Genomic DNA, 26,153 nt, shown 5'->3' with positions numbered 1-26,153 from the left:
CAATCAGGAGAGCCGCCATGTTACGCAACAGCCGCCAGGACTTCCCCGAGGGTTTTCTCTTTGGCGCGGCAACCTCAGCCTATCAGATCGAAGGACACGGGTTTGGCGGCGCCGGGGCGACCCATTGGGACAGTTTCGCCGCCACCCCCGGCAATGTAGTGCGAGCCGAGCACGGCCAGCGCGCCTGCGATCATTACCACCGCTACGCTGAGGATCTGGATCTGGCGGCGGCTGCCGGGTTTGACTGCTACCGGTTCTCCACCAGCTGGGCGCGGGTTCTGCCCGAGGGGCGTGGCACACCCAACCCCGACGGGCTGGATTTCTACGACCGGCTGACGGATGCGATGCTGGAGCGGGGGCTGAAACCCTGCGTGACGCTCTACCACTGGGAATTGCCTCAGGCGCTGGCCGATATGGGAGGCTGGCGCAACGCCGATATCGCCAAATGGTTTGGCGACTTTACCGCGGTCATCATGGGCCGCATTGGCGACCGGATGTATTCCGCGGCGCCGATCAATGAACCATGGTGCGTAGGCTGGCTGTCGCATTTCCTTGGCCATCATGCGCCCGGCCTGCGTGATATCCGGGCAACGGCGCGGGCGATGCACCATGTGATGGTAGCCCATGGCACCGCCATCGAAACGATGCGCGGCCTTGGCATGGAGAACCTTGGCGCCGTGTTCAATCTGGAATGGGCAGCCCCCGCCGACAACAGCGAGGCCGCCCGGCAGGCCGCTGCGCGCTATGATGCGATCTACAATGGCTTTTTCCTTGGCGGTGCCTTTCACGGGCGCTACCCGGATCTGGCGCTGGAAGGGCTGGAACCGCATCTGCCGCACGGCTGGCAGGATGATTTTGCAACCATCTCAGCCCCCGTCGACTGGTGCGGCCTCAACTACTATACCCGCAAGCTGATTGCGCCGGGCAGCGGCGCCTGGCCCCATTACGCCGAGGTCGATGGCCCGCTGCCCAAGACCCAGATGGGATGGGAGATCTATCCGCAGGGGCTTTATGATTTTTTGACCCGGACGGCGCGCGACTATACAGGCGATCTGCCGCTGATCGTGACCGAAAACGGCATGGCCAACGCGGATATGGTGACAGATGGCACCGTGCCGGACGACGCCCGGATTGCCTTTGTCGATGACCATCTGGACGCGGTGCGCCGTGCCATTGCGGATGGCGTGCCGGTGCAGGGCTATTTCCTGTGGTCGCTTCTGGACAATTACGAATGGGCGCTGGGGTATGAGAAACGGTTCGGGCTGATACATGTGGATTTCGACACGCTGACCCGCACCCCCAAGGCATCATACCGCGCGCTGCAATCGGCGTTGGCACCCCGGCCATGATGCCGGTGCTTCGATCGCGGGCTAGCGTCAGTCCGCCAGCCGCGCTGCCAGCTGGTCCAGCACGCTGAGGCATTGCCCGAGCTGGTCAATGGCGAGGTATTCATCCGCCTTATGCGCCTGCGCGATGGACCCTGGCCCGCAGACGACCACATCCATACCCAGCGCCTGAAACAAGCCCGCCTCGGTGCCGAAGGGCACCAGATCCGCGCTCTTGCTGCCCAGCAGCTCCGCCATGATGTCGCGGGCCTCATTCCGCGTGGTGGGGACCAGCCCTGCCACCTCTCCCACCACCTCGGTGTCGATGCTGGCCTCGGGGTAGACCGCGCGCATGGCAGGCAGCAGAACATCGTGGCAATAGCGTGCCATCGTGTCCTTCACATGGTCGGCGTCGGCCTGCTGGACCGGACGCATCTCCCAATCGACCTGCGCCTTTGATGCGATGACATTATGCGCGCTGCCACCGTTGAGCGCACCGATGTTCAGCGTGGTCCAGGGCGGATCAAATCGACTGTCCGGCGGGGTACGCTGCTGCAAATCCAGGCGCAGATCGAGCAGGCGGCTGACATAGCGCACCGCGTATTCCACCGCATTGACCCCTCGTGACGGATCCGACCCGTGACCCTCAAGTCCCTGAAAACGTGTGGTGTATTCGTGGCAGCCTTTGTGGCCCTCAATGATGCGCATACTTGTCGGTTCACCGATCAGGGCCAGTCGTGGCCTGATCTCGCGGTCGCGCAGCGTCTGAACCAGATGACCGGCACCGACGCAGCCCACCTCCTCGTCGTAGGTAAAGGCGAAATGCAGGGGACGCTTGCCGATCTGCCCGGCGAACTGCGGCGCTATGGCGAGGGTCGCCGCGATGAAACCTTTCATGTCGCAGGTGCCGCGTCCGTAGAGCCGCCCGTCGCGCTCCACCATCGTGAAGGGGTCACTGATCCAGTCCTGATCGGTCACCGGCACCACATCGCTATGGCCTGACAGCACGATCCCGCCATCGGCGTCCGGGCCAAGCGTGGCGAAGAGATTTGCCTTCTGACCGCTGGCATCAAACAGCACATCAACACTGGCGCCGCAGTCCTCAAGCCGGTTGGCAAGATAGGCAATCATCTCCAGATTGCTGTCAGCCGAGACCGTTGGAAAGGCAATGAGATCCGACAGGATCCGGGTGGTCTCATCAATCACCGGCTCATCCTTTTATGAACAGTTTCCGCTCCACTGTGCAGAGCGGTTCGGCGGCGCCGGTGTCGCGGATCAGCAGGGTTTCGGTGGTCTCAAGCCCCCAGCTGTCCATCCAAAGCGCCGGCATAAAGTGGAACACCATGCCCGGTTGCAGCACGGTGGTGTCTTCGCTGCGGATCGACGCCGTTCGTTCGCCCCAGTCCGGCGGGTAGGACAGGCCAACCGGGTAGCCCATGCGGCCAGAACGTTCGATGCCGTGTCTGGCCATCACCGCCATAAAGGCATCGGCAATGTCGCAGGTGCGATTGCCTGCGCGCGCCGCCTCGATACCGGCGGCGATGCCTTCGATCTGGGCAGCCTCGGTTCGCAGCATCTCCGCCGGAGGAGTGCCGAGGAAGACCGTGCGCGACAGTGGCGCATGATAGCGGCGATAGCAGCCGGAGAGTTCAAAGAACGTTGCCTCGCCCGCGCGCATCGGGGTGCCGTCCCATGTCAGATGCGCCGCGGTGGCATCCAGCCCCGAAGGGGTCAGCGGCACGATGGCGGGATAATCCCCCCAGTCGTCGCCCACGCCGGTGATGCCCGCATAAATAATATCCGCGACCAGATCATTTTTGCGCACCCCGGGTTCGGCGCGGTCGATGGCGGTCTGGATCACCCGATCGGTGATCCGCGCGGCCTTGCGCATGAAGGTCAGCTCAGCCTCGGTTTTGATCAGCCGTTGCCAGTTGACCACTCCGGTTGCGTCCTGAAGGTCGGCCTGAGGCAGCTCTGCCGCCAGTACCGCATGTGCCTTGGCTGAATAGTAGTAATTCTCCATCTCGACACCGATGCGGGCGCCCTCAAGCCCCTGCGCGCGCAGCCGCTCGGCCAGATCCTGCATCGGATGGCGGTCGATTGATTGAACATAGTGATCGCCGTAGCCGAGAAGCCTGTCCTGAGCCATCCAGCAGGTGCGGCGGGCCCCCATCATGTCCATATGCCGCCCCCACCAGATCGGGTCATCGTCATGGGTGACGATCACCCCCTGATGGACATAGAAGGACCAGCCGTCATAGCCGGTGAGCCAGGCCTGATTGGAGGGATCGGTGACAAAGAGCGCATCCAGACCGGCGGCAGCCATGGCGGCCCGGGTCTTGGCCAGCCGCTGCTGGTATTCGGATTGCTCAAACGGGGTATTTGGCTTGACCATTTTGTATCTCCCTTCCTGCCCTCAGCCCAGAACCGCAGTGACGGCCCGGTGCGTTGCCGCGACCACCTGATCTGCCTCCTGCCGGGTCAGGCAGAACGGCGGCGCAAAGCCGAGGATATCCCCCTGCGGCATCGCCCGCGCAATCACGCTGTCCTGCTCTAACAGTTTGGCCGCGATCTGCGGTCCGATCTTGTCACTGGCGTCGAAGAAACGGAGATCATCGCGGTCGGCCACGAATTCCACCGCGCAGAGCATCCCCTCGCCGCGCACGTCGCCCACATTGGGATGGTCTCCCAGCGCCTTGCGCATCTCATCATTGAGGTAGGCGCCGATGGCACCGGCGTTTTCGACAAGTCCGAGCTGGTCGATCAGATTGAGGTTGGCCACGCCAGCGGCGGCGCCGATGGGATGCGCCGAATACGTCCAGCCATGACCAATCGGGCCGTTCTCATCTGTGCCGCGCTCCAGAACCTGCCACATCTTGTCTGACACGATAGAGCCCGACAGCGGCGCATAGGCTGAGGTCAACCCCTTGGCGATGGTGATAAGATCGGGTCGCATGCCGTAGTGATCAGAGCCGAACATCGTGCCCAACCGGCCAAAACCGGTCACCACCTCATCCGCGACCAACAGGATATCGTGGCGCTCCAGTACCGCCTGAATGGCGGGCCAGTACCCGGCAGGCGGCGGCACGATGCCCCCGGTGCCCAGCACCGGCTCACCGATAAAGGCCGCGATGGTGTCGGCCCCCTCCCGCTCGATCAGCGCCTCAAGCTCAGCTACGCAATGGGCGACAAAATCGGCCTCGCTCTGGCTGCGATCCGCACGGCGGAAGTAATATGGCGCCTCGGTATGCACCACCTGCGCCAGCGGCAGATCGAATTTGTTGTGAAACAGCTCCAACCCGGTCAGCGACCCCGTCATCAGCCCGGATCCGTGATAGCCCCGCCAGCGGGAGACGATCTTTTTCTTTTCCGGGCGGCCGAGGATGTTGTTGTAATACCAGATCAGCTTGATGTTGGTTTCATTCGCGTCGGACCCGGAAAGGCCGAAATAGACTTTCGACATGTGATTGGGCGCCCGGTCCATGATCATCTTGGCGAGGGTGATCGAGGCCTCGGTGCCATGGCCGACATAGGAGTGGTAATAGGCCAGATCGCGGGCCTGGGTGGCGATGGCCTCGGCAATCTCAGGGCGACCATAACCGACGTTGACGCAGTAAAGCCCGGCAAAGGCGTCCAGCATCCGATTGCCGCCGCGATCCTCAATATGGCAGCCACTGCCGCCGATCACCACCCGCTGCGGCAGGTTTCCACGGGCAAATTCGGCAAGATGCGTGGAAGGGTGGAAAAAACTGTCGCGGTCCCATTGGTCCAGTTGATCGTTGTGCAGCATGGCTCTGTCCTTGGCTATGGCGGCGCGCCGCCTTTGGTCACATGAAGGGAGCCAGTTGCACGCGACAGGCCAGCGGGGCGGCCTGTTTTTGAGCAGAAGAAGGCTCCGCTCACCCGGACAGCAGCGCGCAATGCCTTTATTGCCAGGGTCGTGCAGCAGTTGGACCATGAGAGACCGGCCGATGGCAACAGATTTTTTTTGCGCCGTGGCTAGGACCGGTGGTCGCCGGCCCCTGCCCCGATGGTCGACGCCGCAGATCTGTTTCCAAACCGCGCGGTATCACAGATTCGACGGCAGCCCTATCCGGCAGGCGGCGGCGCCAGGGAGTTCCGTCTGACAACAGCTGTGTTGATGCAGATCGACTGACCGTCGGAGCGGCCTTCAACCATGGCGATCAGCTGTTGAGCCGCCTTGCGCCCCATTTCACGGTGCGGAACATGCACCGTCGTCAGCGGTGGGCTGACGATCTCCGCCAGTTCAATATCATCAAAGCCGGTTATCGAGACATCCTGCGGCACCGCGATGCCAAGGCGATGCGCCTCGCCCAGCGCACCGGCTGCAAGGACGTCATTGCCACACATGATCACGGTCGGACGAGGATCACGGGCCATCAACTCAGCAAATGCCCTGGCGCCTTTTTCAATTTCGTAGGGGGTTTCGATCAATGTCAGCGCCTGCGGATCGCAGCCCTGCGCCTGGAGGGCATCGCGGACCCCGCTGACGCGGTTCTGTGCCCGGTCATTGCCTTGCCGGATACCCGAGATCATGGCGATGCGACGGTGACCCGCCGTTAGCACCGCCTGCGCCAGCTCATACATGGCCCCGGTATTGCTGAAGCCGACGGAGATCTGAGGCAGGTCGGGCGCATATGACCAGGCCACCAGAACCGGCACCTGATGTTTCGCAAGATACTGGTAGATCTTCTCGTCCCGTTCATGGCCAATCAGCAGCAGACCGTCGGCCCCGCGCGCAACCAAAGCCCGGATCTGCTCCTCCTCCACGTCTGGGCTGTAGGCGGAGCTGGAGACGAGAAGCGTATAGCCATCCTCGCGCAGCTGGTCCTGAAAGGCCTGCAGGCCGCGGGCAAAGATCGCGTTGTCCATGGTGGGAATGATCGCCCCGATGGTGAAGCTGCGTTTGGCAGCCATCACCCGCGCGGCGAAATTTGGCGTGTACCCCAGCGATTCGACCGCTTCCATCACCCGGTCGCGGGTTGCCTTGATCACCCGATCAGGTGAATTCAGGCAGCGCGACACCGTCGCGGTGGAAACGCCCGCCGCCTTGGCAACATCGTTAAGTGTTGGAGCTGAGGGGATTTTTCCCATGTCTTACCTGCCATGTCTTTGGCGTATGTTAGCATAAATCGGGGCAGCTGCCAGCTACCAATGTAAGCGCTTGCATTATTGATGTAAGCGCTTACAAATGATGTTGAGATACAAACCGGGATCTTGCGATGTTTTTGATGGCGTCTGTTTGCGTATTTGTCGTGTTCTTTGCCAATGTTGCCCTCGGCGCGTTTGGCGGCGGCGGCTTCCTGGGCGATGTCGGCGAAATGGTGGTCCTGTTTGCTGCTTCCATTCTGTTTGTGGCGGCAATTCTCAAACGAGAGGCTGACCAGAAAAATCAAAACGGCAGCTGACGGATTTCCAAGGGAGGAAGACAATGACCAATGGCAAGGATGGCCTCAAATCTGCGGAGCGCCGCAATTTTCTGAAACTGGCCTCGACCGGTTCTTTTACTGCGGCGATGGTCGCAGGGGCTGGCGGTGTGCTCTGGTCCACTGAGGCGGTTGCGCAAACCGCCAAGGAGGAAAAGGAACGTGAGGGTGCTGCCGAGCATATCATGACCGTGGCAACCGCCTATGTGCTGGGCGCTTCGCGCAGCTATCCGATCATGCAGCTGGATCTGAAGGAAAACATCCAGAACGCCACCAACGGCAAGGTCTACGTGAAGCTAGCCCCCGGTGGCCAGCTCGGCGCGGGCGGCGCATTGGTGCAGAAGGTACAGGGCGGCACCATCCAGGCAGCGCAGCATTCGCTGTCAAATTTCGCGCCCTTTGCCTCTACCGTAGACCTGATCAACATGCCCTATCTCTGCGGTTCCAACCAGCGGTTCACCAATCTGGTGACCTCAGATTTCTGGAACTCGGAGGTGCATCCGAAAGTGGAGGCCGCAGGGTTCAAGGCGCTGTTCTATGTGAACATCGACCCCCGTGTGGTGGCGGTGCGCAAGGGTGGCAACGCGGTAATGTCACCCGGTGACATGGCCGGGGTGAAATTCCGGGTGCCAGGCTCGAAGATGCTTCAGCAGTATTACCGCATGGTCGGCGCCAATCCGACGCCGGTGGCCTGGGGCGAGACGCCATCGGCCATCAAACAGGGTGTGGCGGATGCGCTCGATCCATCGGTCGGGGCGCTCTATGTCTTTGGCTTCAAGGATATTCTCAGCCATGTGACCTTTACCCAGGCGGTGCCGGACAGCCAAGTTTATTCCTGTAATCTGGAATGGTTCAATTCACTGTCCGCCGATGTGCAGGAGGGCGTGATGTGGGGGTCTGAAATGACCGCGCATCAGAACCTGTCCAAAGTGCCCTCCGCCCGCGCCTATGCGATGGCGGAACTGACCAAGGCAGGCGTTGAATTCCATAGCCTCAGCGACGATCAGCTGGGCGAATGGCAAGAGGCCGGCGGCTATCAGCGCAGCGAATGGGATTCCTTCAAGACCGAGCTGGCAGGCTCAATGGACAATTTCGCCAAGCTGGAGGAGGCCGCAGGCACCCAGGGCAAATACTTCGTCCACGACGCCTGAGCCGGACCGGGCGGGCATCGCGAAGCCCCCCGCCCGTCCTTATTCCAACAGCCGCCGCCGCAACAGTCTCCCGGGCTGGTTGCGGGGGTGCGCCTGAACCACGGGAACGGCAATGCAGATCCTGCGAACGATCGACAAGAACGCGGAGCGCTGGCTGCTTCTGGTGTTCTACGTGATGCTGGTCATCACCATGGCAATCGAGGTGATCCGGCGCGAGCTGTTTGCCTTCTCCTCGATCTGGGGCGAGGAGATCGTCCGCTATTCCTTCATCTATCTGGCCTGGATCGGTGCCGCCGCCGCGGTCAAGGAACGTGCGCATATCCGCATTGATGTGCTGATGCACTACCTCGGCCCACGGCCCAAGGCGCTGCTCTATATCTTTGGCGATCTGGTGATGTTCATCGTGGCGCTGGTGGCGCTCTACTGGTCATTCGAGACGGTTCTGGTCTCCGCCAAATTCGGATCGGTCAGCCACGGGCTGCGGATTTCGATGGTCTGGTTCCTGATGGCGGTGCCTGTGGGCTTTGCGCTGATGGTCTGGCGGCTCTTGCAATCCTTCCTGCGCGACTGGCGCAGCCTTCGCGACGGCACCCCCGTCTTCGAAGGCGACAAGCTGTTTGATTGAGGGGCGTTAAGCGATGCTGTGGAATTCACTCAATCAAACGGTCGAACTGGGATGGGACTTCTACCTGCCGGTGATCATGTTCGTGGCGCTGATTGCGCTGGCGGTACCGGTCTGGGCCGCCATCGGCGCGGCGGCGATCACCATGCTGGTGATGTCGGGCGACCTGCCGCTGAGCGCCATCGGCGAAAGCCTGTTCACCGGCATTGATGCCTTTGCGCTGACCGCGGTGCCTTTGTTCATCCTGACCGGCGACGTGCTGGTGCGCACCGGCCTCAGCAAGAAATTTCTGGATGTGGCAGAGGCGCTGACCTGCTGGACGCGGGGCGGCTTTGGTTCTGCCACGGTGTTGGTCTGCGGCATGTTCGCGGCGATCTCCGGCTCTGACGCTGCCGGTGCTGCCGCCGTTGGACGGATGACCATCAACCGGCTGGTCGAAAGCGGCTACCCCCGCCCCTATGCCTGCGCGCTGGTGGCTGCGGGCGCCTGTACCGGCATCCTGATCCCGCCCTCCATCGCCTATATCATCATCGGTCTGGTGCTGGGCATTTCCGCCTCGACCCTATTCTTGGCGGCGCTGATCCCGGGGATTGCCATTCTGGTGTCGATCCTGGTCACCAATATCATCATGAACCGGCTTTACACTTATGAGACCGGCGGCAACATGGGGTTCGGTGAATGGCTGGGCAATCTGGGCCAGTCGCTGAAATCCGGCTGGTATGCCTTCATCGTGCCGGGGATCATCTTCTATGGCATCTTCTCAGGCCGCCTGACCCCGACAGAGGCCGGCGCCACGGCAGTGGTCGTCACCATCCTGATGGGCTTTGTCCTCGGCACCCTGAAACTGGCGGATTTCCCCGCGATGCTGGTCAGCTCAGCCAAGGTGAACGGGGTGATCCTGCCGATCATCGCCTTCTCCGCGCCGCTGGCAGAGGCGCTGGCGATCATGGGTGTGCCGCAGGGGTTTGTGACGGCTGTGACCGGGCTGACCGATGACCCCTCTGTGCTGATCCTGCTGATGATCTGCATCCTGATTGCGGCCGGCTGCGTGATGGAAACGACGCCCAACATCGTGATCCTGGCGCCGATCCTGAAGCCGCTCGCCGACAACATCGGCATGAACGAAATCCAGTTCTGCATCATGATGATCACCGCGCTGGGGGTCGGCTTTATCACCCCGCCCCTGGGCCTGAACCTCTTTGTCGTCTCCGGCATCACCGGCGAGTCCATCCTCAAGATCGCCGCCCGTGCCATCCCCTTTGTGCTGACCATGCTGATCGTGGTGCTGCTGATCGCCTATATCCCCGCGATTTCGACCACGCTGCTTCCTGATATTTACAAGTAGGACCCTCTGAAAATGACCCGTGAATACCTGAAAAAGGCGGCCCTGACCCCCAAGTCGGACGCGTCCGAGACCCATAAGATCGTGCAAGGCATCCTGGACGACATTGAGGCCGGCGGCGATGCCAAGGCGCTGGAGTATGCCGCGAAGTTCGACAAATACGAGGGTAACGTCCTGCTGACGGCAGAGGAGATCGAAGCCGCCTGCGCGCAGGTACCGGAGAAGCTCAAGGCCGACATCCGGTTTTCCCACGACAACGTGCGCCGCTTTGCCGAGCTGCAGAAAAGCACGATGCAGAACGTGGAGACCGAAATCTCCCCCGGCTTCGTCACCGGGCAAAAGGTGATCCCGGTGGATGCGGCGGGCTGCTATGTGCCGGGCGGGCGCTACAGCCATATCGCCAGCGCCATCATGACCGTGACCACCGCCAAGGTGGCGGGCTGCAAGCACATCACCGCCTGCTCGCCGCCGCGCCCGGGCGTCGGCGTGGCCCCCGCCATCGTCTATGCCGCCTATATCTGCGGCGCCGACAAGATCATGGCGATGGGCGGCGTGCAGGGGGTTGCGGCGATGACCTTTGGCCTCTTTGGCCTGCCCAAGGCGAATATCCTGGTCGGTCCCGGCAACCAGTTCGTCGCGGAGGCCAAGCGCATCCTGTTCGGCCGCGTCGGCATCGACATGATCGCAGGCCCCACCGACAGCCTGATCCTGGCCGACCGCACCGCCGACGCCCATATCGTCGCCACCGATCTGGTGAGTCAGGCCGAGCATGGCTACAACTCTCCGGTCTGGCTGGTGACCGACGATCGCGCCCTGGCCGAGGACGTCATGCGGCTGGTGCCGGGGCTGATCGACGACCTGCCGGAGGTGAACCGCGAGAACGCCGCCGCCGCCTGGCGCGACTATGCCGAGGTGATCCTGTGCAAAGACCGCGAGGATATGGCGGCCTGCTCCGACGAATACGCGCCCGAGCATCTGACCGTGCAGGCAGAGGATCTGGACTGGTGGCTGGAGCAGCTGACCTGCTACGGCTCGCTGTTTCTGGGCGAGGAGACCACGGTCTCTTACGGGGACAAGGCGGCGGGCACCAACCACGTGCTGCCGACCTCGCGCGCGGCCAGCTATACCGGCGGCCTCAGCGTTCACAAATACATGAAGATCGTCACCTGGCAGCGCGCCACCCGCGAAGGCTCGAAACCGGTGGCGGAGGCCACAGCGCGCATTGCCCGGCTGGAAGGGATGGAAGGCCACGCCCGCGCTGCTGATGTGCGGCTGGCCAAGTATTTCCCGGACGAAACCTTTGACCTGACCGCCAATGGCTGACCCGCGCGCCCTGTTCGATCTGACGGGCCGGACCGCCTGCATCACCGGCGCCAGCTCCGGGCTGGGGCGGCGCGCGGCCATCGCGCTGGCCGCCGCCGGAGCGCAGGTGGTGGCGGTGGCGCGCCGGGCGGAGGCGCTGGCAAGCCTTTGTGCAGAGATCGGACCAAGCGCGGCTTACGCGGTCGCGGATGTGGCGGACCGCAGCGCAATGGAGGCGCTGCGGGACACCGTCACCGACCCTTTTGGCGCGCCGGACATCCTGATCCACGCGGCCGGCGTCAACACGCGGCAGCCTGCGGATGAGGTGACCACGGAAGGCTGGGACCGCACCCTGGCGCTGAACCTCTCGGCGCCCTTCTTCCTTAGCCAAACGTTTGTGCCTGCGATGAAGGACCGGGGCTGGGGGCGGATCGTCAATTTCGCCTCGCTCCAGACAACCCGCGCCTTTCCCGGCGGCATCGCCTATGGCGCCAGCAAGGGCGGGATCGGCCAGCTGACCCGCGCCATGGCAGAGGCCTGGTCGCCCCATGGCATCACCGCCAACGCGATCGGCCCGGGCTTCTTCCCGACGGAGCTGACCCAGGCGGTGTTCGAGGATGACGCCCGCGCCGCCCGCAACGCCGCGCAGACCTGCATCGGCCGCAACGGGCGGCTGGACGATCTCGACGGGCCGCTCTTGTTCCTGTGCTCGGAGGCTTCGGCCTATGTCACCGGGCAAATCCTGATGGTTGACGGGGGGTTCACCGCGAAATGAAAGCCTTGGTTTATGAAGGGGTTGAGACGCTTGCCGTCCGCGATATGCCGATGGCCGCGGGCCAGCCGGGCGAGCATCTGATCCGCATCCATGCCTCCGGCATCTGCGGGTCGGACATGCACGCCTATCTAGGCCACGACAGCCGCCGGCCCGCACCGCTGATCCTCGGGCACGAAGCCGCCGGGGTGATCGAGGACGGGGCGGATGCGGGCAGACGGGTGACAATCAACCCGCTGGTGACCTGCGGCAGTTGTGCGGCCTGCGCATCGGGGCGCGAAAACCTCTGCGCCAGCCGCCAGATCATCTCCATGCCCCCGCGCGAGGGCGCCTTTGCCCAGTTCGTGGCGATGCCGGAACGCAATCTGGTGACCGTGCCGGACGCGGTCCCGCTCGCAAAGGCCGCGCTGGCGGAGCCGCTGGCAGTGAGCTGGCACGCCGCCCGGCTGGCGCTGGAGGCGCTGCACCCGGACACCGAACGCCGCGCGCTGGTGATCGGCGGCGGTGCCATCGGGCTGGCGGCGGCGCTGGCGCTCAGCGCGATGGGGGTGGAGGACGTCACGATCCAGGAACCAAACGAAGCGCGACGTGCCTTTCTGACAGATCGCTGCGGCCAACAGGCGGTGGCGGAGTTTCAGGGCATGGTGCCGCTGGTGGTGGACGCGGTGGGCTATGCCGCCACCCGCGCCGCCGCCTCTGCCACTGCCGCGCCCGGCGGGGTGATAGCCCATGTCGGCCTCGGCGAAGACACCGGCGGCTTGGATATCCGCCGCATGACCCTGCAGGAAATCACCTTCATCGGCACCTACACCTATACCGCGCAAGACTTCCGCGACACCGCGCAGGCGATCTTTGACGGCCGCCTCGGGCCGCTGGACTGGTCTGAGCTGCGTCCGCTGTCAGAGGGCGCCGCCGCCTTCCGCGACCTGCGCAGCGGCGCGGTGGCGGCGCCCAAGATCATCCTCGACCCCTGGGCCTGAGCCCGCGCCCCTAACAAACGGAGAGCAACGATGTATGACAAAATCCTGGTTCCCATGGCTCTGGATCACGGGGTGTCGGGGACAACGCTGAAGGCCGCCGCCACCCTATGTAATCCCGGCGGGCAGATCACGGCGCTGCATGTCTATGAGGCACCACAGGGATCCGTCAGCACCTACCTCGACGAGGACACCCTGCGCGAAGGCCTGGCCAACGCCCGTCTGCAGCTGACAAAGAAAACCGCAGATCATGGCGATGTATCGACAGAAATCGTCAAGGGCCGGTCCTACCGCGCCATTGTCGAATACGCGCAGCAGCACGGCATGGACTGCATCGTCGTCGGCTCCCACAAACCGGGTCTCAGCGATTTTTTCCTCGGCTCGACGGCTGCCCGCGTGGTCCGCCACGCGCCCTGCGCCGTGCATGTCTGCCGCACCACCTGACCCCGAGAAACAAGACACCCGAAGCAAAGGCAACCAACCATGACCATAGACAAGAGGATCGCTGACGATCTGGCGGCCAACGGCGTCTCCTTCGTCACCACCGTGCCCTGCAAGCAGCTGGCCGGTGTGATCGAGGAGATCGACCAGCGCGACGACATCTTCCATATCCCCTCCAACAAGGAGGATGAGGGCATGGGGCTGTGCGCCGGCGCCTGGATGGGCGGCAAGCGCCCAGCCATCATCATGCAGAACACTGCCATCGGGGTGACCATCAATACGCTGGCGACGCTGATCCAGTACTACCGGATGCCGCTGCCGATGCTGATCTCCTACCGCGGCGAGCTGCGCGAGCCGGTGGCCTGCCAGGTCGAAATGGCGGTGCATACCAAGGCGCTCCTGGCGCAGCTCAACATCCCCGCCTACCACTTTCACTGGCAGAAAGATGTCGAGGAGCTGGACAACATCCTGAAATACACCTTCATGTGCAACAAACCCGTTGCCATCCTGACCGACGCCAACTTCTGGGGAGGCTATGGCGACCAATGATCCGTTCCGAAATCCTGAAAGAGATCGCGCCGATCCTGCGCAACGAACTGGTGGTCTGCAATATCGGCATTCCGTCGCAAGAGCTGCACGCCATCGACGACCAGCCCAGCAATTTCTACATGCTGGGCACCATGGGGCTTGCCTCCTCCATCGGGCTGGGGCTGGCGCTGGCGCAGCCGAAGCCGGTCATCGTGATCGACGGGGACGGCTCGATCCTGACCAACCTCGGCACCCTGCCCACCATCGGCAACAATGCGCCCGGCAACTACATCCTGATGATCATCGACAACGGCTCCTATGGCTCCACCGGCGATCAGCCGACCTACACCAGCCAGCGCACCGATCTGGCCGGCATGGCCCGCGCCGCCGGCTGCGCCCGGGTTGTGGAGGTGCAGGACAAGGACACCGGCCCTGCGCTGGAGGAGGCTTTGGCCAGCGGCGAGGCGACGGTTCTGGTGGTCAAATGCGACAGCGGCAACGCCAAGATGCCGGTGATCACGATGGACCCGGTGGTGATCCGCGACCGCTTCATGAAGGCCGTGGCCGGCTGATGGGTGCAGGCGCCATCCATTCGGCCGAGGACGCCCGCCGCCTGGCCCGGCGGCGGCTGCCCTGGATGGTGTTTGACTATATCGACGGTGCCGCCGGACAGGAGACCGGGGCGGCTCGCAACCGCGCTGCCCTGGACGCCATCACCCTGCGGCCCCGTATCCTGCGCGATGTCAGCCAGCGGTCGCTGGCGGTTCGGATTTTTGGTGCCGAGGCGGACCGGCCCTTCGGGATTGCCCCCATGGGCATGTGCAACCTCGCCGCCCCCGGCGCCGACCTGATGCTAGCCCGGCTGGCGGCGCGCTACCGGGTACCGCATGGGGTTTCCACCGTTGCCTCGACACCGCTGGAAACCATCCTGGAAGCGGCAGAAGGCTATGCCTGGTTCCAGCTCTATTTCAGCGGCGACGGCACTGGCACCTTCAAGCTGGCTGAACGGGCCCGTGCAGCCGGGTACCAGACGCTGGTGCTGACGGTGGATGTGCCCGAGGTGGGCCGCCGCCCGCGCGAGTTGCGCCATGGCTTCAAAATGCCGTTCCGCATCGGCCCGCGGCAGTTCGTCGATTTTGCCCTGCACCCGCGCTGGTCGCTGACCACCCTGCTGAAGGGCAAGCCGGTGATGGCGAATTTCCAGATGGAGGGCTATGACTTCGACCGCACCGAAAGCCGGGCGCGCGCCACTTGGGACACGCTGGCACGGCTGCGCGACCTCTGGCCCGGTAAGCTGGTGATCAAGGGCGTGCTGGACGTTGAAGACGCCCGCGCGCTGGTGGCGGCGGGCGTCGATGCCATTCAAGTCTCCAGCCACGGCGCCCGGCAGCTTGAGGCAGCCCCTACCCCGATCGAGATGCTCGCGAAGATCCGGGCCGCGCTGGGGCCGGAATTCCCGGTGTTCTACGACAGCGGCCTCCGGTCGGGTGAAGACATCCTTAAAGCCTTGTCCATGGGGGCTGATTTTGTATTTCTGGGCCGCATTTTGCAGTTTGCGATTGCTGCAAAAGGAGAATCCGGGCTGACCCAGCTTTGGCAGGCAATCAGCGACGAGTTGAGTATTGCCATGGCACAGACCGGGCGCCACTCACTGGATCGCCATAACCATCAGATCTGCTAAGATAACGAAATACCCGCGCGTGCCGCCCTGCGCATTCACGCCGCATCGCTGCGCTGGCTTTTTGCAACGACGCTAAGGTGGTAGGCTTGGCAGATTTCTCCACCCGCTTCGAACCGGGGGCCTGCCGAGCTTATCGAGAGGCTGGCCCTGCGCATGAGCAGCGCCGCCGTCACCGAGGTGATACACAAGAACGTATCAATATTCCAATCCCGGGCGAAACGGGCAAACCCCTGTTCCAGCAGCCGCCGCACCCGCATTCTGTCACGGGCTCCCAGAGTGTCTTCGACAAAGAACCGGCTGACCTCCCAGATCCCCGGATCCTGTGGCGCGGCGTCATCCAGCACATTGGAGGGCAGCCCCGGCAGCAGGCCCAGCTGCGCATCCCGCAACATATAGCTGGTGTTCATACATTGCGCTGTTGTGGGGGTCAGCCTAAAGCCGCCGAGAACAGCCATCCCGTCGTGAACTGCACAGTAGATACTCTCGGGCGTGTCATATTGGTCGAACTCCAATCCACGCACATTGGGCAGATCCCAGCGCCGTAGCTTGACGAAATGACGGTAGCGCGCGCGCAAAAGTTCGGTAAAGAGCGCGCCGGTCTCCCCAAAATTATCAAATGTAATATCTGTCGACTGCATCCGCGATCCGGCCAGCTGTTCCTGCCGCCCGCGGGCGTGCATTCTGCAAATTTATCGAAAATTTGACTCAACCTATCCGGCAATCGTAAATTTTGAATTAATTCCTGTGGGTTGAACTTCTTTTTACGAACGGTTCTTGTCGGTGTGAGAGCCGATCAGACCGTGCGAGTTAACGACGGCATCGCTATCTTGCGAATTTCCGACAGTAGAACCGATTTCTTGACAGGTTTGGCAAGGTAACTGGCCGCACCCAGCTGCAAAAACAGCTCCTGCTCCTCAGGGGCTGCATTCGCTGTCAGCATGATCACCGGAGTGGCCCCGATCCGTCCACCACGCCGCAGCATTTCGGTCAGTGTTTCGCGACCGTCCATGACCGGCATCTTCATGTCCAACAGCACAAGATCAACCGGGTTCTGCTCAAGCCAGGCAAGCGCCTCGACGCCATTTTCGGCATCTGTGATCTGGACGTTGCTGTTTTTGAGGAAGGCGCGAACGACCATTCTATTGGAGGCAGTATCATCCACCACGAGGATCGACAGCCCCCCGAGATCGCTGATCTCGCTACCGGCTGCCGGCTGTTGAAGGGTCTCAACCTCCGCAGGGTCGAGGCTTTTTATCGGACAGACAAAGGTAAAGCAGCTGCCCCAGTCGGGGCTGGTCCGAACGGTGATATCGCCCCCCATGATGCGTGCCAGATGGCGGGCGATCGCCAGGCCCAGACCGGTGCCCGGCACATTTGGTGCAGCCTTGTCGATGGCACGATAGAAATCCGTGAACAGCTTGGCGCTCTGTTCGGGTGTCATGCCACGTCCGGTATCCGACACCGCGACACGCAGCATCGCACGCCCCTCGAACTCTTCGATATCGGCGACGACCTCGACATGGCCGACCTCGGTGTATTTCACGGCATTCGAAACAAGGTTTCCGATCACCTGACGCAGGCGCAGCGCATCACATTCGGCATAGTCGGGAATACCCGGCTCCAATCTGATATGAAGCCTGAGCCCCTTCTCATCCGCCCGTGCGCGATACATTTCAACGGCACTGGAGATTTCTTCGCTCGGGACCACTGTCGCGAGGTTCAGATCGAACTGACCGGACTCGATCTTGGCGTGATCCAATACGTCATCAAGAATGCCGGTCAGCGCCTGAGACGATTTGCGCAGAAGCTGCGTCTGCTCCCTCAGCGTTTCAGAGCCGGAGTTTTCCTCCTCGATCAGCTCGGACATGCCGCAGATCGCATTCAAAGGTGTGCGGATCTCATGGCTCATCGCTGCGAGGAAACGGCTCTTCGCGCGGCTTGCAGCTTCTGCCGCACGCAGGGCCTCTTGCAGGCGGGCGGTCAGCCGGTGCTGCACCCACATGGCATGAAGCATGTAGGCGGCCCCCAGCAGGGCGACCACCGCTGCTATGACCATCTCTCCCGCACTGGCAAACCGGGACAGCGTCGCGCTGATCATATAACCGACCGTGCAGATGATCGGCACCGCCGTGATGATACCGAAATGAAGCCAGGCTGACCGCGCAACAACACAGTGGTTGAGCGCGATGATCAGCAGCATTGCACCCATCAGTTTCGGAAAGGGTTCCGGGTGCAGAAACAACAGCAATGACAGCGAGTTAAAGACGCAGACGCCGACGAATGCGGAGCCGGCAAACAGCAGCGTGTTGCGGACGGTCACCTCAGATATCAGCCTGCGATAGACCCGCAGCCCAACAACTTCGACAAGGACATAGGCGCCATAAACCACCGCGACGGCCTGAAACGACAGGAAGTAGAGCGACAACAGCGAGACCAGGCTGATGGAGGCAAACCGCGACGGAAGATCCGAGCGCACAAGCTGGTTTTGACTGGACACGGAGTTCACGAGGTCTGGCGATAAAGAAAACAAACGCATCCTCCTTCCCGTGTTTCTTTGGCGCTGTCCCTTCGGTTACGCCCAAGCGTGAAAACAAGCCTCACCTGACTGCATCACTGCTAACCGATTCGTCCCTACCGTTAAATTGCAGTCAAATAATGACGGATGACTTAATACAGTCACGCTGGCCTCTTGACACAGTCAGGTCGATTACCCTGCGCGGTGGCGGTGGATCGGATAGGTCCTGTACCAAAAAGGCCAGCCCGCAGTGCAAGGGCCGGAAAGACCCACGTCATGACCGAAGGTCGCCTGAGAGCACCCCATCAGCTGATTGCGACTGCAAAGAGCGCAAATCAATCGATCATACCAGCGATGTCAGGTAAATGGTGCCCCCACACGGCATTGAACAGTCGTTCCGCGTAGATCCCGGACATTCCGCCACAATATGTATATATTTTATTTTCAGTACCTTACATGATTTTCATAGTTCCCACTTGTTCCGCAACATTCCCGCATATACAAGATATAGAGATGGGGCTGGAAATGGGGCTGTAAAAAGGGCGTTCAGGACCAATGAGGGAAACGAACAAACTCAGCGCGGCCAAGGTCAAGGCTGCCGAAGCCGGGAAGCATGGCGACGGCGGCAATCTCTGGCTTCACAAGCGTAGCCCTGAGCACGGCAAGTGGCTATTGCTTGTCACCGTGCATGGACGCCGCCGGGAAATGGGGCTGGGCACCTATCCTGAGGTATCGCTAAAAGAGGCCCGCGAGGAAGCCGGGAAATGGCGCGCTGTGGTCCGGCAAGGGCTGGACCCTATCAAGGAACGCCAGAGGGAGCGCAGGCAGGCAGAACGCAACATGCACCTTCTGCGGGACATTGCTGCTGATGCCTTCGAGGCACGCAAGGCCGAATTGAAAGGCGACGGCAAGGCAGGCCGCTGGTTTTCCCCTTTGGAAATTCACGTCCTGCCCCGACTGGGCGCTGTGCCCGTGGCCGATATTGACCAGATCGACATTCGGGACACGCTGGCCCCCATCTGGCATGACAAAGCCGAAACCGCCCGCAAGGCGATGAACCGGCTGGGCATCTGCCTGAAACACGCCGCTGCGCTTGGCTTAGATGCAGATCTGCAAGCGGTAGAAAAGGCCCGCGCACTGCTGGGAAAGCAGCGCCACAGGTCGAAGCACATTCCAGCGCTGGCCTGGGCCGATGTGCCGACCTTCTACGCCAGCCTAGATGAAGGCACCGTAACCCACCTTGCCCTGCGCCTGCTTATTTTAACGGCAGTCCGATCCGCTCCGCTGCGCTTCATGCGCGTGGATCAGATCGACGGCGACGTTTGGACGATACCAGCGGAGACCGTGAAAGGCCGCAAGGATGCCACATCGGATTTCCGCGTGCCCCTCAGCTCGGAGGCGCTGGCGGTCATTGAGGCTGCAAGAGAGCATCAGCGCGACGGCTTCCTTTTCCCCAGCGTACGCAAAGGGGTCATCAGCGATGCGACGATGGCGCGGCTGATGGAACGCAGAGAAATGGAAGCCCGCCCGCACGGGTTCCGGTCCAGCTTCCGGGATTGGGTGGCAGAGACCACAAACACGCCCTTTGAGGTTTCCGAAACCGCCCTGGGCCACATTGTTGGCGGCAGCGTTGAACGCGCCTACCGCCGCACGGACCACCTGGAACAGCGCGGGATTCTCATGGCGCGCTGGGCGGATTTCGTGACCAAGAAGCAAGCAGAGATTGTGAGGATTGGCTGATGTATTCCCCCGTTGGCTTCGTGCCTTTCTCGATGGTTCTGGACGCGGCGGCCGACGTTGCACGCCAGCATGTGGGTGAATCCTACTCCGGGCACCAGATCGAGTTGGGAAAGGCGATACCATGGAAGGCTACGAAAGAACGCTTTGAGCGCAGAGAGGCTGAGGAGAGTCTTTTGACTGCCTGGCTCATCAGTAAAGCCATGACTGAAGTCGGAGCTTATGTTTGCAGCCCCTCAGGGACGATCCTCCGTAGCGCTCACTTGCTCCACTTCCACAACGATATGCTGGATTGGTACGAATGGCCATCTGACGTGAGCAGCCATGATGAGTTGAGCGGTCCATTCAATCGGGCCATTGGTGACGGTAGCAACCATCCGCTATGTCGGTTTAGGTTTATCAATGCGCTTACTGGCACAATTTCCGTTGCAGAGCGGGAGGCTGAAATATTGGCGAATTTCTATCAGCAAGACGAATATGGCCTAACTCAAATAGCAGTAGCCAAGCAGTTCGAGCTTTGGGCTGTTTGCTTTCAGGCAGAAGACATGCAGCCCAACGCGATCGAAACCTTGCAGGCATTGCTCGAAAGGAACACCGAGCAAGAGTATTCTTCGTCGGTCGCAGGTAAGCCGCTCAGAGGGCGACGCCGAAAAGTAGACAAAGCGATGCTTGCCTATGACACTATCTACCCCCATGGGCATGGGGCGAAGACCTGGCCGGAGGTTGCTGGGGAGGTCTCAGAAATGACTGAAGAGACCATTCACCACGAAACCCTTATGAAGGCATTAAACAAGAGAAAACGCCTGTTGGCGCAGGATTAAAGGCTGTCTAAATTCAGAAAAAAAGCCGCTTCGGTTTCTAGCCTTTTTGACTTAGTGATGTTCCCCCTGTGCTCCCCCATCATTCCTGCATCGTCCACCCGATGCAGGAGTAAGCCCAAATGGCTGAGAAGCATTACCGCCGCCCCGAAGTTGAAGCACTCACCGGCCTAAGCCGCACGACGATTTACGCGATGATGAGCCGGGGGGAATTTCCCCGCCCCGTGCGTAGACACGCAAGGCCGTGGCGTGGCCGGAGAGCGCAATCACCGAATGGCTAAGCAGCCGCGAGGCCGCATAAGAATACCCGCCCCCGGAGGCATCGGGGCGCGGGCTGTAGTGGTCATCGTTGCAGATTGGCTATCACAGATTACGCCCTTTGCCGCCGAGTTTCAACGAAACAAGAGGCAGAGCATGGCAACGAATAGATGGGCAAAGGCCCCTTACGAAATCACGACATCGACCGGCAGCAAACACATCGTCCATATTGGCGGGCGTGTACGCTGGGCAATCGAAGAACTGCGCAAGGCAGGCGGAGCTGGTCGCACGGGGCGTGAAGCCCTAGGCCCACGTTGGGCGGCCTACATGTTCGACGCGAAAGAGGGTCATGGCATCCCAATCCGCGACGAATGGGAAGCCCACGGCGGCGAACACCCTGGGCGTCACAAGCGCTGGTTTCTGGATTGCCAGATCCGACCAATCCCCCCGCAAGAGGGAGGGCGTGCGACTTGAACCGGCTCCGTGTCCTCTACCTCCGCCGCCTTCACGGCCTTTCTGAAAGCAGCGCGCAGGCGATGGCCTCGCTTATCTGGGGAGGCCATTGATGGACGCAGAAACCCTAACCCGCAATCTCGGTGGGTACTGGCGCAACGGTCGTGGCCTAGCGCCCTGCCCCGTGTGCCAACCCGAACGCCGCCGCGACCAGAATGCACTATCGGTCACGACTGGCAGCGGCAAACTGCTGTTGCATTGCTTCAAATCCCACTGCTCTTTCGTGGAGATTGCCGAGGCCGCAGGCGCTCCGCTCAGCCATGTGCAGATTGATTTTGATGCCCAACGGGAACACGAACGCAAGCAGGCAGAATATCGGGCGGCAAAGTTGACCAAGGCGCGCAGCCTTTGGGACCACGCAAAACCAATCGAAGGGACCAAGGCAGAGGCATATCTTCGCGAGCGCGGTATCATTATACCTCTGCCTGAGACGCTGCGTTTCGTGCCCGACCTCTACCATGCTCCTAGCGCGTCATGGGCTTGCGCCATGGTTGCCGATGTGCAGCCCACTGGTGGCATCCACAGAACGTTTTTCACAAAGAAAGGGGAGCGGGTCACCAGATCCGCAAAGATGATGCTGGGGCCGTGCTGTGGTGGCGCTGTGCCGCTCTCTGCTGGTGCTGGCCCCCTCTACATCACAGAAGGCATAGAGACCGGCCTAAGCGTGGCACAAATGACGACTGGCTACGCGACTTCCGTTTGGGCTGCCCTGTCCACCAGCGGCATCAAGGGGCTGCGCCTACCGGATCGACCGGGAAAGCTGGTCATCGCGTCCGATGGCGATGATGCCGGCACAGAGGCCGCGCAGGTTCTCGCAAACCGCGCTGCAAGCCTTGGCTGGAATGTCGGCCTTATGACCGCGCCCGATGGCAAGGACTGGAACGACGCACTTCAGGAAGGCGGTTCGATATGAACACAATCGTTCCCTTCGACGCAAAGGCAGACTGGCCCGAACCTGATATGGCCATCGGCCAACCTGTAAGGCCACCGGCACCCATCATGGGGGGCTATGAGTTTGCGCAGGTATTCGGCCCCTGGGCTGACTGGATGAGGCGCGGGCGATTGGTGCCATCAAGGCACTTAGGGGGCTTTCGTATGCAACTGATGAGCAAGGCAACCGCCGCCCGTTCTTTGTCCATTTCACGGATGAGGCCGCTATCGCACTTCAAGCGTTCCGTGAGCAGTGCAGGACATGGGAAGCCGATGCCTCTGGCCTGTTCAAAACCCACATCAGCAAGATGCCGGGACTGGTGGTGCGCGTGGCGAACGTTCTGGCCCACCTTGACTGGGCAGCTAATCCAGATGGGGAACCCGTGACCAGCATCAATGCCGACCACGTTGGGCGCGCCTGCCACTTTGTCGGGGAGCATCTGCGCCCACACGCGCACCGGGCATATGGGGCGGCAAAGACGCCGCCAGAGGTGCGCGGCGCAAAGGTGATTGCAGAGATAATTCAGCGCGAAGGCCTGCGGCTTTTCAAGGTGCGTGACATTCAGCACCGAGAGCGAGGCGGATTGGCTACGGCTGGCGAAGTAAAGGCCGCCCTCAATGTGCTTATGGATGCCGACTGGCTGCGCGAAATCAAAGACGGGACCGGTGGTCGGCCATCGGTTTCCTACACGGTCAATCCACGTTTGGAGGGTCAATCATGAGCCGTTGGTTGGAGATAGCTGCAAGGGCTGGCGGAGACTTAACCTCTCTACCGGCAAACCGGCAAGAACCGGCAAAAAGGTCTGGGAAGGCTCAAGGTGAGGACTTTCTGCCGGTTTCTGCCGGTTTGCCGGTTACGAAACAAGAACAAGAGGCCCGACCCGTGATAGCCGCTCAAAGCAACGTCATCAGCCTTGATGAATGGCGGTCCCGGCCCTCATTCGATGAGCCTCAATCGGACGGGGGTGCAGCATGACTATAGGCGCGTCCAAATTGGACACAGGCAAGCTGCGCAAGGTTCGGGAACTGATGGACCGAGGCGCAACCGATGGCGAACAGGCGGCGGCACGGGCCAAGGCCGAACGGCTGGCCTCAGATGCGGGAATGACATTGGCGCAAGCCCTGTCCACATTGGACACTGCGCCCAGTGGGCCGACTGTCCGGGATTTGTTCGCCGGTTTCGATGACTGGATGGAGAGCCGGGAACCGGGCTACAAGGCCCGCGCAGCCGCAGAGCGCGCCGAGAAAGAGCGAAAGCGGCTGACCCGATGCCAGGAACTGCTGCGCCAATATGGCAGCGAGGACGCCGTTTTCGCGCCCACCGCGATTGAGGAAGCCCTCCGGGTGGCCTTGGAGCCTCTGAGCGACCCTGCAAACAACCTGTGGGGCTATCAAGGGTATTCCCGTGGCAAACTCACCCCGGATATGTGGGAGGCCGTGCGCGGCGCTGTGCGCGTCCCTGAGACCGTGCAAGAGGCATGGGCGGCATATCAGACGTGGGAGACCTTGCAGGATGACCGCTGCGCCTTCTGCCCCGACTTCACGCCTGAACAATGGGCTGAGGTCTGGCACGATGCCCTAGAACACCTTCTAGACAACCTGCGCACGCCCAGCACCGAAGGCATCAAAGCCCGACTTGCATGGATGAGAGAGGTGGCAAATCTGGGACATGCCCGCGACATGGAGCGAGATATCCAATTGATCGACGCCCTAGAGGGTGATTTCTCCGCGCTGATGGCATCCGTCCAAACTGGACATCGCAGCACCAGCGATAAGTCCGCACGTGTACGCACACTTCTACAAAGCGAGCCAGACCTTTCGGACCGAGAGATTGCGCGGCGCGCCGAGGTCAGCCCGCAAACGGTTGGCAATTGGCGCAGGCGGTTGGCCGCCAAAGGATGGGGAAGCTTAGAAGAGTAACGAAACATGACCCCCATACATCGCCTGCGATAAGCACGCTTGAGGCGTTCACAGCGTAGGCCAAAGGGCGGAGATAAACTGGCATGCGCCGGCGATGTCCTTCGTTCTCTGGGTCATTGCCTTGGGTGCAGGAAAGGCTTCACCGTGTTGAACGTCTATAGACATACAAAGGCGGCTGGCGGGGGTGTAGTTGCCTGAAAGGTTTTGATCTACATGAAGGCGCAGCAGCGTTGCAACGTACAACCCCATATTCTTGCGCTTTTGCTTTGCTGCGTCTGTAGAGGCATCGTCTTGGGTCATTCTCAGCATTGATGCACCGATTTGCTCAACGCCCTTATCCTGCCCTCTGGCGATGAAGTCGGCGTAAACTGAGATGTGCACTCCCTCAACGATTAGCTTCTCCTGCTTCTTCGGAGCTGGCTCAAAGTTGAAACCGGATAATTGGTTGCTCATGTCTTGTATTGCTCGAATAACCTCAATGGACTTGGTTGCATCATCCTGGCGCAATGGTCCTTCAGCTGGGTCAACGGAACGTTGAAGCAGCATTTGCTCCGCGGCAACAAGCGGCGAAATTGAGCGCGACATGTCGGTTAAATACTCGACAGTTGCCCGTCGCGCATCGCTATATCTGATGATAGGAGCTTTCTGCGGGTACTTTGCGTTCTTGACGATGCTAACCTGTGTGGTCGGCTTCGACACCAAAAAGCGAGCCAACTCGTTTGCTGAAATCTTGGGAGGATTAGGCATGGATGACTTCCTGTCTACAAAGGTGCTGGGTGAAGGAAAATCTCTGCACATCGCAAGCCTTTCCAGAGAGGCTATAATAGAGTGCGAGGCAGAGCATCTGGGGTTCGACGGATTCTTTGTCTTTGAGACGTTCGACCTTCCGGATATCAAGGGAATCAATATTCTTGGTAAGGTTGCGTCATTTGATGCTGGCATTCAATTGGCAAACCTGCTGTCGGGAATGACCTCCGATCAGGACTGCCTTAAACAGAGGGTGCCAGCGGTGCCATAAACGATATCACTTATGCAGCACCTCGACCTTCGGGTAACCTTAGGGTCGCGCGCACGCAGTGACCGGAGTTTTATCTTCCTGCCGACGCGCCCTCGAACTTCTGCTGCCGAATGATCTGCTCTACGCGCGAACAGACTTCCGAAAAACCTTCCCGCCCTGGGTAATCATCCCATGCAGACCCTGCGCGCGCCAAGCGTAGCGACTTACTGCGCGCAGGGGAACGCTTGGCTCATCGCGTTTAGGATCAGCCCTCGGGCCGGGAAATGCCTCTTTTCGGGAGTGTTTCTGAGATAGTTTCCGACCACATCGACAACCTGAGAATTGCTGACCATCTCATCACCACACACCCCGAAAATACTGGATCGATACTGGTTCACCGCTGCGGTGGATGTGCCTTGGTTAGCCATCATGAACGGGATAGAAACCCCATAGTTTAAGCCCTCCCAAGCGCCAATGATGTAGAAGCTGCACGCGGAATTTCCTACCGCACCACCATCTGTGCAGATTTCATGCAAATCGTTTCCGGTGATTGCCCCAGCGCTGCCCTGCGAAGCTACAAAAAGCGCCGCGAGGATGACAAACTTTCTCAAATCTATTCCTCCCAAAAACATGTTCTCAACCTTAAAAAACCTTAATATCTGACCACCTCAAACGCCGGTATCGATTTCAACATTTTTCGACAGGTCAGACGGTCAAAACGGCGAATGCCGCCTCACAGAGTGCGCAAGTGAATATTGGGTTTTTTCAAGTGCTCTCAGCCTCTACTTCTCAACACATAGATGGGTTATGATCCTGTATGCCAAGCAGATTTTGATTTAACTTGCCGCAGGAGGGTCAAGTGCCAGGACCGACGCCC

28 protein-coding genes are annotated in these 26,153 nt (G+C 61.0%); 20 read left to right on the top strand and 8 right to left on the bottom strand.

Features of this window, described 5'->3' with window-relative positions; translation table 11 throughout:
* Positions 1–17 precede the first annotated feature (17 nt).
* The gene (locus WLQ66_RS02875; protein ID WP_340544853.1) at positions 18–1,349 is read left to right on the top strand and encodes a GH1 family beta-glucosidase; all 1,332 of its coding nucleotides are present in this window, start codon (positions 18–20) and stop codon (positions 1,347–1,349) included.
* 27 nt (positions 1,350–1,376) lie between these two features.
* Here WLQ66_RS02875 and argE read toward each other — a convergent pair whose 3' ends face one another.
* The 4 genes from argE to WLQ66_RS02855 form a co-directional block, all read right to left on the bottom strand.
* Positions 1,377–2,531 carry an acetylornithine deacetylase gene (gene argE / locus WLQ66_RS02870; protein ID WP_340544852.1) on the bottom strand — a complete coding sequence of 385 codons (1,155 nt, stop codon included), beginning with the start codon at positions 2,529–2,531 and terminating at the stop codon, positions 1,377–1,379.
* Between the two features lie 4 nt (positions 2,532–2,535).
* A complete protein-coding gene (locus WLQ66_RS02865; RefSeq protein WP_340544851.1) occupies positions 2,536–3,720 on the bottom strand; it encodes a M24 family metallopeptidase in 1,185 nt (394 codons plus the stop codon).
* 21 nt (positions 3,721–3,741) lie between these two features.
* Positions 3,742–5,115, bottom strand: a complete 1,374-nt coding sequence (locus tag WLQ66_RS02860) for an aspartate aminotransferase family protein (protein WP_340544849.1) — start codon at positions 5,113–5,115, stop codon at positions 3,742–3,744.
* A gap of 299 nt (positions 5,116–5,414) precedes the next feature.
* Complete coding sequence (locus WLQ66_RS02855; protein WP_340544848.1) at positions 5,415–6,440, bottom strand: LacI family DNA-binding transcriptional regulator; 1,026 nt, start codon at positions 6,438–6,440, stop codon at positions 5,415–5,417.
* 128 nt (positions 6,441–6,568) lie between these two features.
* Between WLQ66_RS02855 and WLQ66_RS02850 the strand changes: the two genes are divergently transcribed.
* From WLQ66_RS02850 to WLQ66_RS02800, 11 genes are all read left to right on the top strand, one after another.
* A complete protein-coding gene (locus WLQ66_RS02850; protein ID WP_340544846.1) occupies positions 6,569–6,754 on the top strand; it encodes a hypothetical protein in 186 nt (61 codons plus the stop codon).
* A gap of 23 nt (positions 6,755–6,777) precedes the next feature.
* Positions 6,778–7,923, top strand: a complete 1,146-nt coding sequence (locus WLQ66_RS02845) for a TRAP transporter substrate-binding protein (protein WP_340544845.1) — start codon at positions 6,778–6,780, stop codon at positions 7,921–7,923.
* Positions 7,924–8,035: 112 nt separating this feature from the next.
* Positions 8,036–8,548 carry a TRAP transporter small permease gene (locus WLQ66_RS02840; protein WP_340544843.1) on the top strand — a complete coding sequence of 171 codons (513 nt, stop codon included), beginning with the start codon at positions 8,036–8,038 and terminating at the stop codon, positions 8,546–8,548.
* Positions 8,549–8,561: 13 nt separating this feature from the next.
* The gene (locus WLQ66_RS02835) at positions 8,562–9,890 is read left to right on the top strand and encodes a TRAP transporter large permease (RefSeq protein ID WP_340544842.1); all 1,329 of its coding nucleotides are present in this window, start codon (positions 8,562–8,564) and stop codon (positions 9,888–9,890) included.
* Between the two features lie 12 nt (positions 9,891–9,902).
* Complete coding sequence (gene hisD / locus WLQ66_RS02830; RefSeq protein WP_340544841.1) at positions 9,903–11,210, top strand: histidinol dehydrogenase; 1,308 nt, start codon at positions 9,903–9,905, stop codon at positions 11,208–11,210.
* A complete protein-coding gene (locus WLQ66_RS02825) occupies positions 11,203–11,964 on the top strand; it encodes an SDR family NAD(P)-dependent oxidoreductase (RefSeq protein ID WP_340544839.1) in 762 nt (253 codons plus the stop codon). Before hisD ends, WLQ66_RS02825 begins: the two co-directional genes overlap by 8 nt.
* A complete protein-coding gene (locus WLQ66_RS02820; protein ID WP_340544838.1) occupies positions 11,961–12,941 on the top strand; it encodes an alcohol dehydrogenase catalytic domain-containing protein in 981 nt (326 codons plus the stop codon). Before WLQ66_RS02825 ends, WLQ66_RS02820 begins: the two co-directional genes overlap by 4 nt.
* A gap of 30 nt (positions 12,942–12,971) precedes the next feature.
* Complete coding sequence (locus WLQ66_RS02815) at positions 12,972–13,382, top strand: universal stress protein (RefSeq protein WP_340544836.1); 411 nt, start codon at positions 12,972–12,974, stop codon at positions 13,380–13,382.
* A gap of 39 nt (positions 13,383–13,421) precedes the next feature.
* A complete protein-coding gene (gene comD, locus WLQ66_RS02810) occupies positions 13,422–13,928 on the top strand; it encodes a sulfopyruvate decarboxylase subunit alpha (RefSeq protein ID WP_340544835.1) in 507 nt (168 codons plus the stop codon).
* Positions 13,925–14,479: a sulfopyruvate decarboxylase subunit beta gene (gene comE / locus WLQ66_RS02805; RefSeq protein WP_058286650.1), complete on the top strand. Its 555-nt coding sequence runs from the start codon at positions 13,925–13,927 to the stop codon at positions 14,477–14,479. The genes comD and comE overlap by 4 nt, the downstream gene beginning before the upstream one ends.
* Positions 14,479–15,588, top strand: coding sequence for an alpha-hydroxy acid oxidase (locus WLQ66_RS02800; protein WP_340544831.1), 1,110 nt, complete (start codon positions 14,479–14,481; stop codon positions 15,586–15,588). The genes comE and WLQ66_RS02800 overlap by 1 nt, the downstream gene beginning before the upstream one ends.
* A gap of 35 nt (positions 15,589–15,623) precedes the next feature.
* Here WLQ66_RS02800 and WLQ66_RS02795 read toward each other — a convergent pair whose 3' ends face one another.
* Both WLQ66_RS02795 and WLQ66_RS02790 read right to left on the bottom strand, forming a co-directional pair.
* A complete protein-coding gene (locus tag WLQ66_RS02795) occupies positions 15,624–16,226 on the bottom strand; it encodes an acyl-homoserine-lactone synthase (RefSeq protein WP_340544829.1) in 603 nt (200 codons plus the stop codon).
* A gap of 155 nt (positions 16,227–16,381) precedes the next feature.
* The gene (locus WLQ66_RS02790) at positions 16,382–18,124 is read right to left on the bottom strand and encodes an ATP-binding protein (RefSeq protein WP_340544828.1); all 1,743 of its coding nucleotides are present in this window, start codon (positions 18,122–18,124) and stop codon (positions 16,382–16,384) included.
* A 534-nt stretch (positions 18,125–18,658) separates the two neighbouring features.
* Here WLQ66_RS02790 and WLQ66_RS02785 point away from each other — a divergent pair.
* The 7 genes from WLQ66_RS02785 (at position 18,659) to WLQ66_RS02760 (ending at position 24,279) form a co-directional block, all read left to right on the top strand.
* The gene (locus WLQ66_RS02785) at positions 18,659–19,843 is read left to right on the top strand and encodes a tyrosine-type recombinase/integrase (protein WP_340544826.1); all 1,185 of its coding nucleotides are present in this window, start codon (positions 18,659–18,661) and stop codon (positions 19,841–19,843) included.
* On the top strand, positions 19,843–20,661 hold the full coding sequence (locus WLQ66_RS02780; protein ID WP_340544825.1) for a hypothetical protein: 819 nt from the start codon (positions 19,843–19,845) through the stop codon (positions 20,659–20,661). The genes WLQ66_RS02785 and WLQ66_RS02780 overlap by 1 nt, the downstream gene beginning before the upstream one ends.
* 119 nt (positions 20,662–20,780) lie before the next feature.
* On the top strand, positions 20,781–20,939 hold the full coding sequence (locus WLQ66_RS18800) for a helix-turn-helix transcriptional regulator (RefSeq protein ID WP_374015346.1): 159 nt from the start codon (positions 20,781–20,783) through the stop codon (positions 20,937–20,939).
* A 133-nt stretch (positions 20,940–21,072) separates the two neighbouring features.
* Positions 21,073–21,390, top strand: a complete 318-nt coding sequence (locus WLQ66_RS02775) for a winged helix domain-containing protein (RefSeq protein ID WP_014873865.1) — start codon at positions 21,073–21,075, stop codon at positions 21,388–21,390.
* Between the two features lie 91 nt (positions 21,391–21,481).
* Positions 21,482–22,342, top strand: coding sequence for a DUF7146 domain-containing protein (locus WLQ66_RS02770; RefSeq protein ID WP_340544823.1), 861 nt, complete (start codon positions 21,482–21,484; stop codon positions 22,340–22,342).
* A gap of 130 nt (positions 22,343–22,472) precedes the next feature.
* Complete coding sequence (locus tag WLQ66_RS02765) at positions 22,473–23,081, top strand: DUF3987 domain-containing protein (protein ID WP_340546290.1); 609 nt, start codon at positions 22,473–22,475, stop codon at positions 23,079–23,081.
* A gap of 382 nt (positions 23,082–23,463) precedes the next feature.
* Positions 23,464–24,279 (top strand): hypothetical protein, encoded by an 816-nt coding sequence (locus WLQ66_RS02760; RefSeq protein ID WP_340544822.1) that lies wholly within the window; start codon positions 23,464–23,466, stop codon positions 24,277–24,279.
* A gap of 48 nt (positions 24,280–24,327) precedes the next feature.
* Here WLQ66_RS02760 and WLQ66_RS02755 read toward each other — a convergent pair whose 3' ends face one another.
* Positions 24,328–25,026 (bottom strand): hypothetical protein, encoded by a 699-nt coding sequence (locus WLQ66_RS02755; protein ID WP_044040487.1) that lies wholly within the window; start codon positions 25,024–25,026, stop codon positions 24,328–24,330.
* Between WLQ66_RS02755 and WLQ66_RS02750 the strand changes: the two genes are divergently transcribed.
* Positions 25,025–25,297 (top strand): hypothetical protein, encoded by a 273-nt coding sequence (locus WLQ66_RS02750; RefSeq protein ID WP_340544818.1) that lies wholly within the window; start codon positions 25,025–25,027, stop codon positions 25,295–25,297. The genes WLQ66_RS02755 and WLQ66_RS02750 overlap by 2 nt on opposite strands.
* Positions 25,298–25,500: 203 nt before the next feature.
* On the opposite strand, the gene WLQ66_RS02745 is transcribed toward WLQ66_RS02750, so the two are convergent.
* Complete coding sequence (locus WLQ66_RS02745) at positions 25,501–25,908, bottom strand: Rap1a/Tai family immunity protein (protein ID WP_102883011.1); 408 nt, start codon at positions 25,906–25,908, stop codon at positions 25,501–25,503.
* Between the last annotated feature and the right edge of the window lie 245 nt (positions 25,909–26,153).

It is taken from the genome of Phaeobacter sp. A36a-5a (assembly GCF_037911135.1).
Lineage (GTDB): Bacteria > Pseudomonadota > Alphaproteobacteria > Rhodobacterales > Rhodobacteraceae > Phaeobacter > Phaeobacter bryozoorum.
Note: the sequence above shows the minus strand (reverse complement) of the source record. Positions and strands in the feature narration are given on the sequence as shown.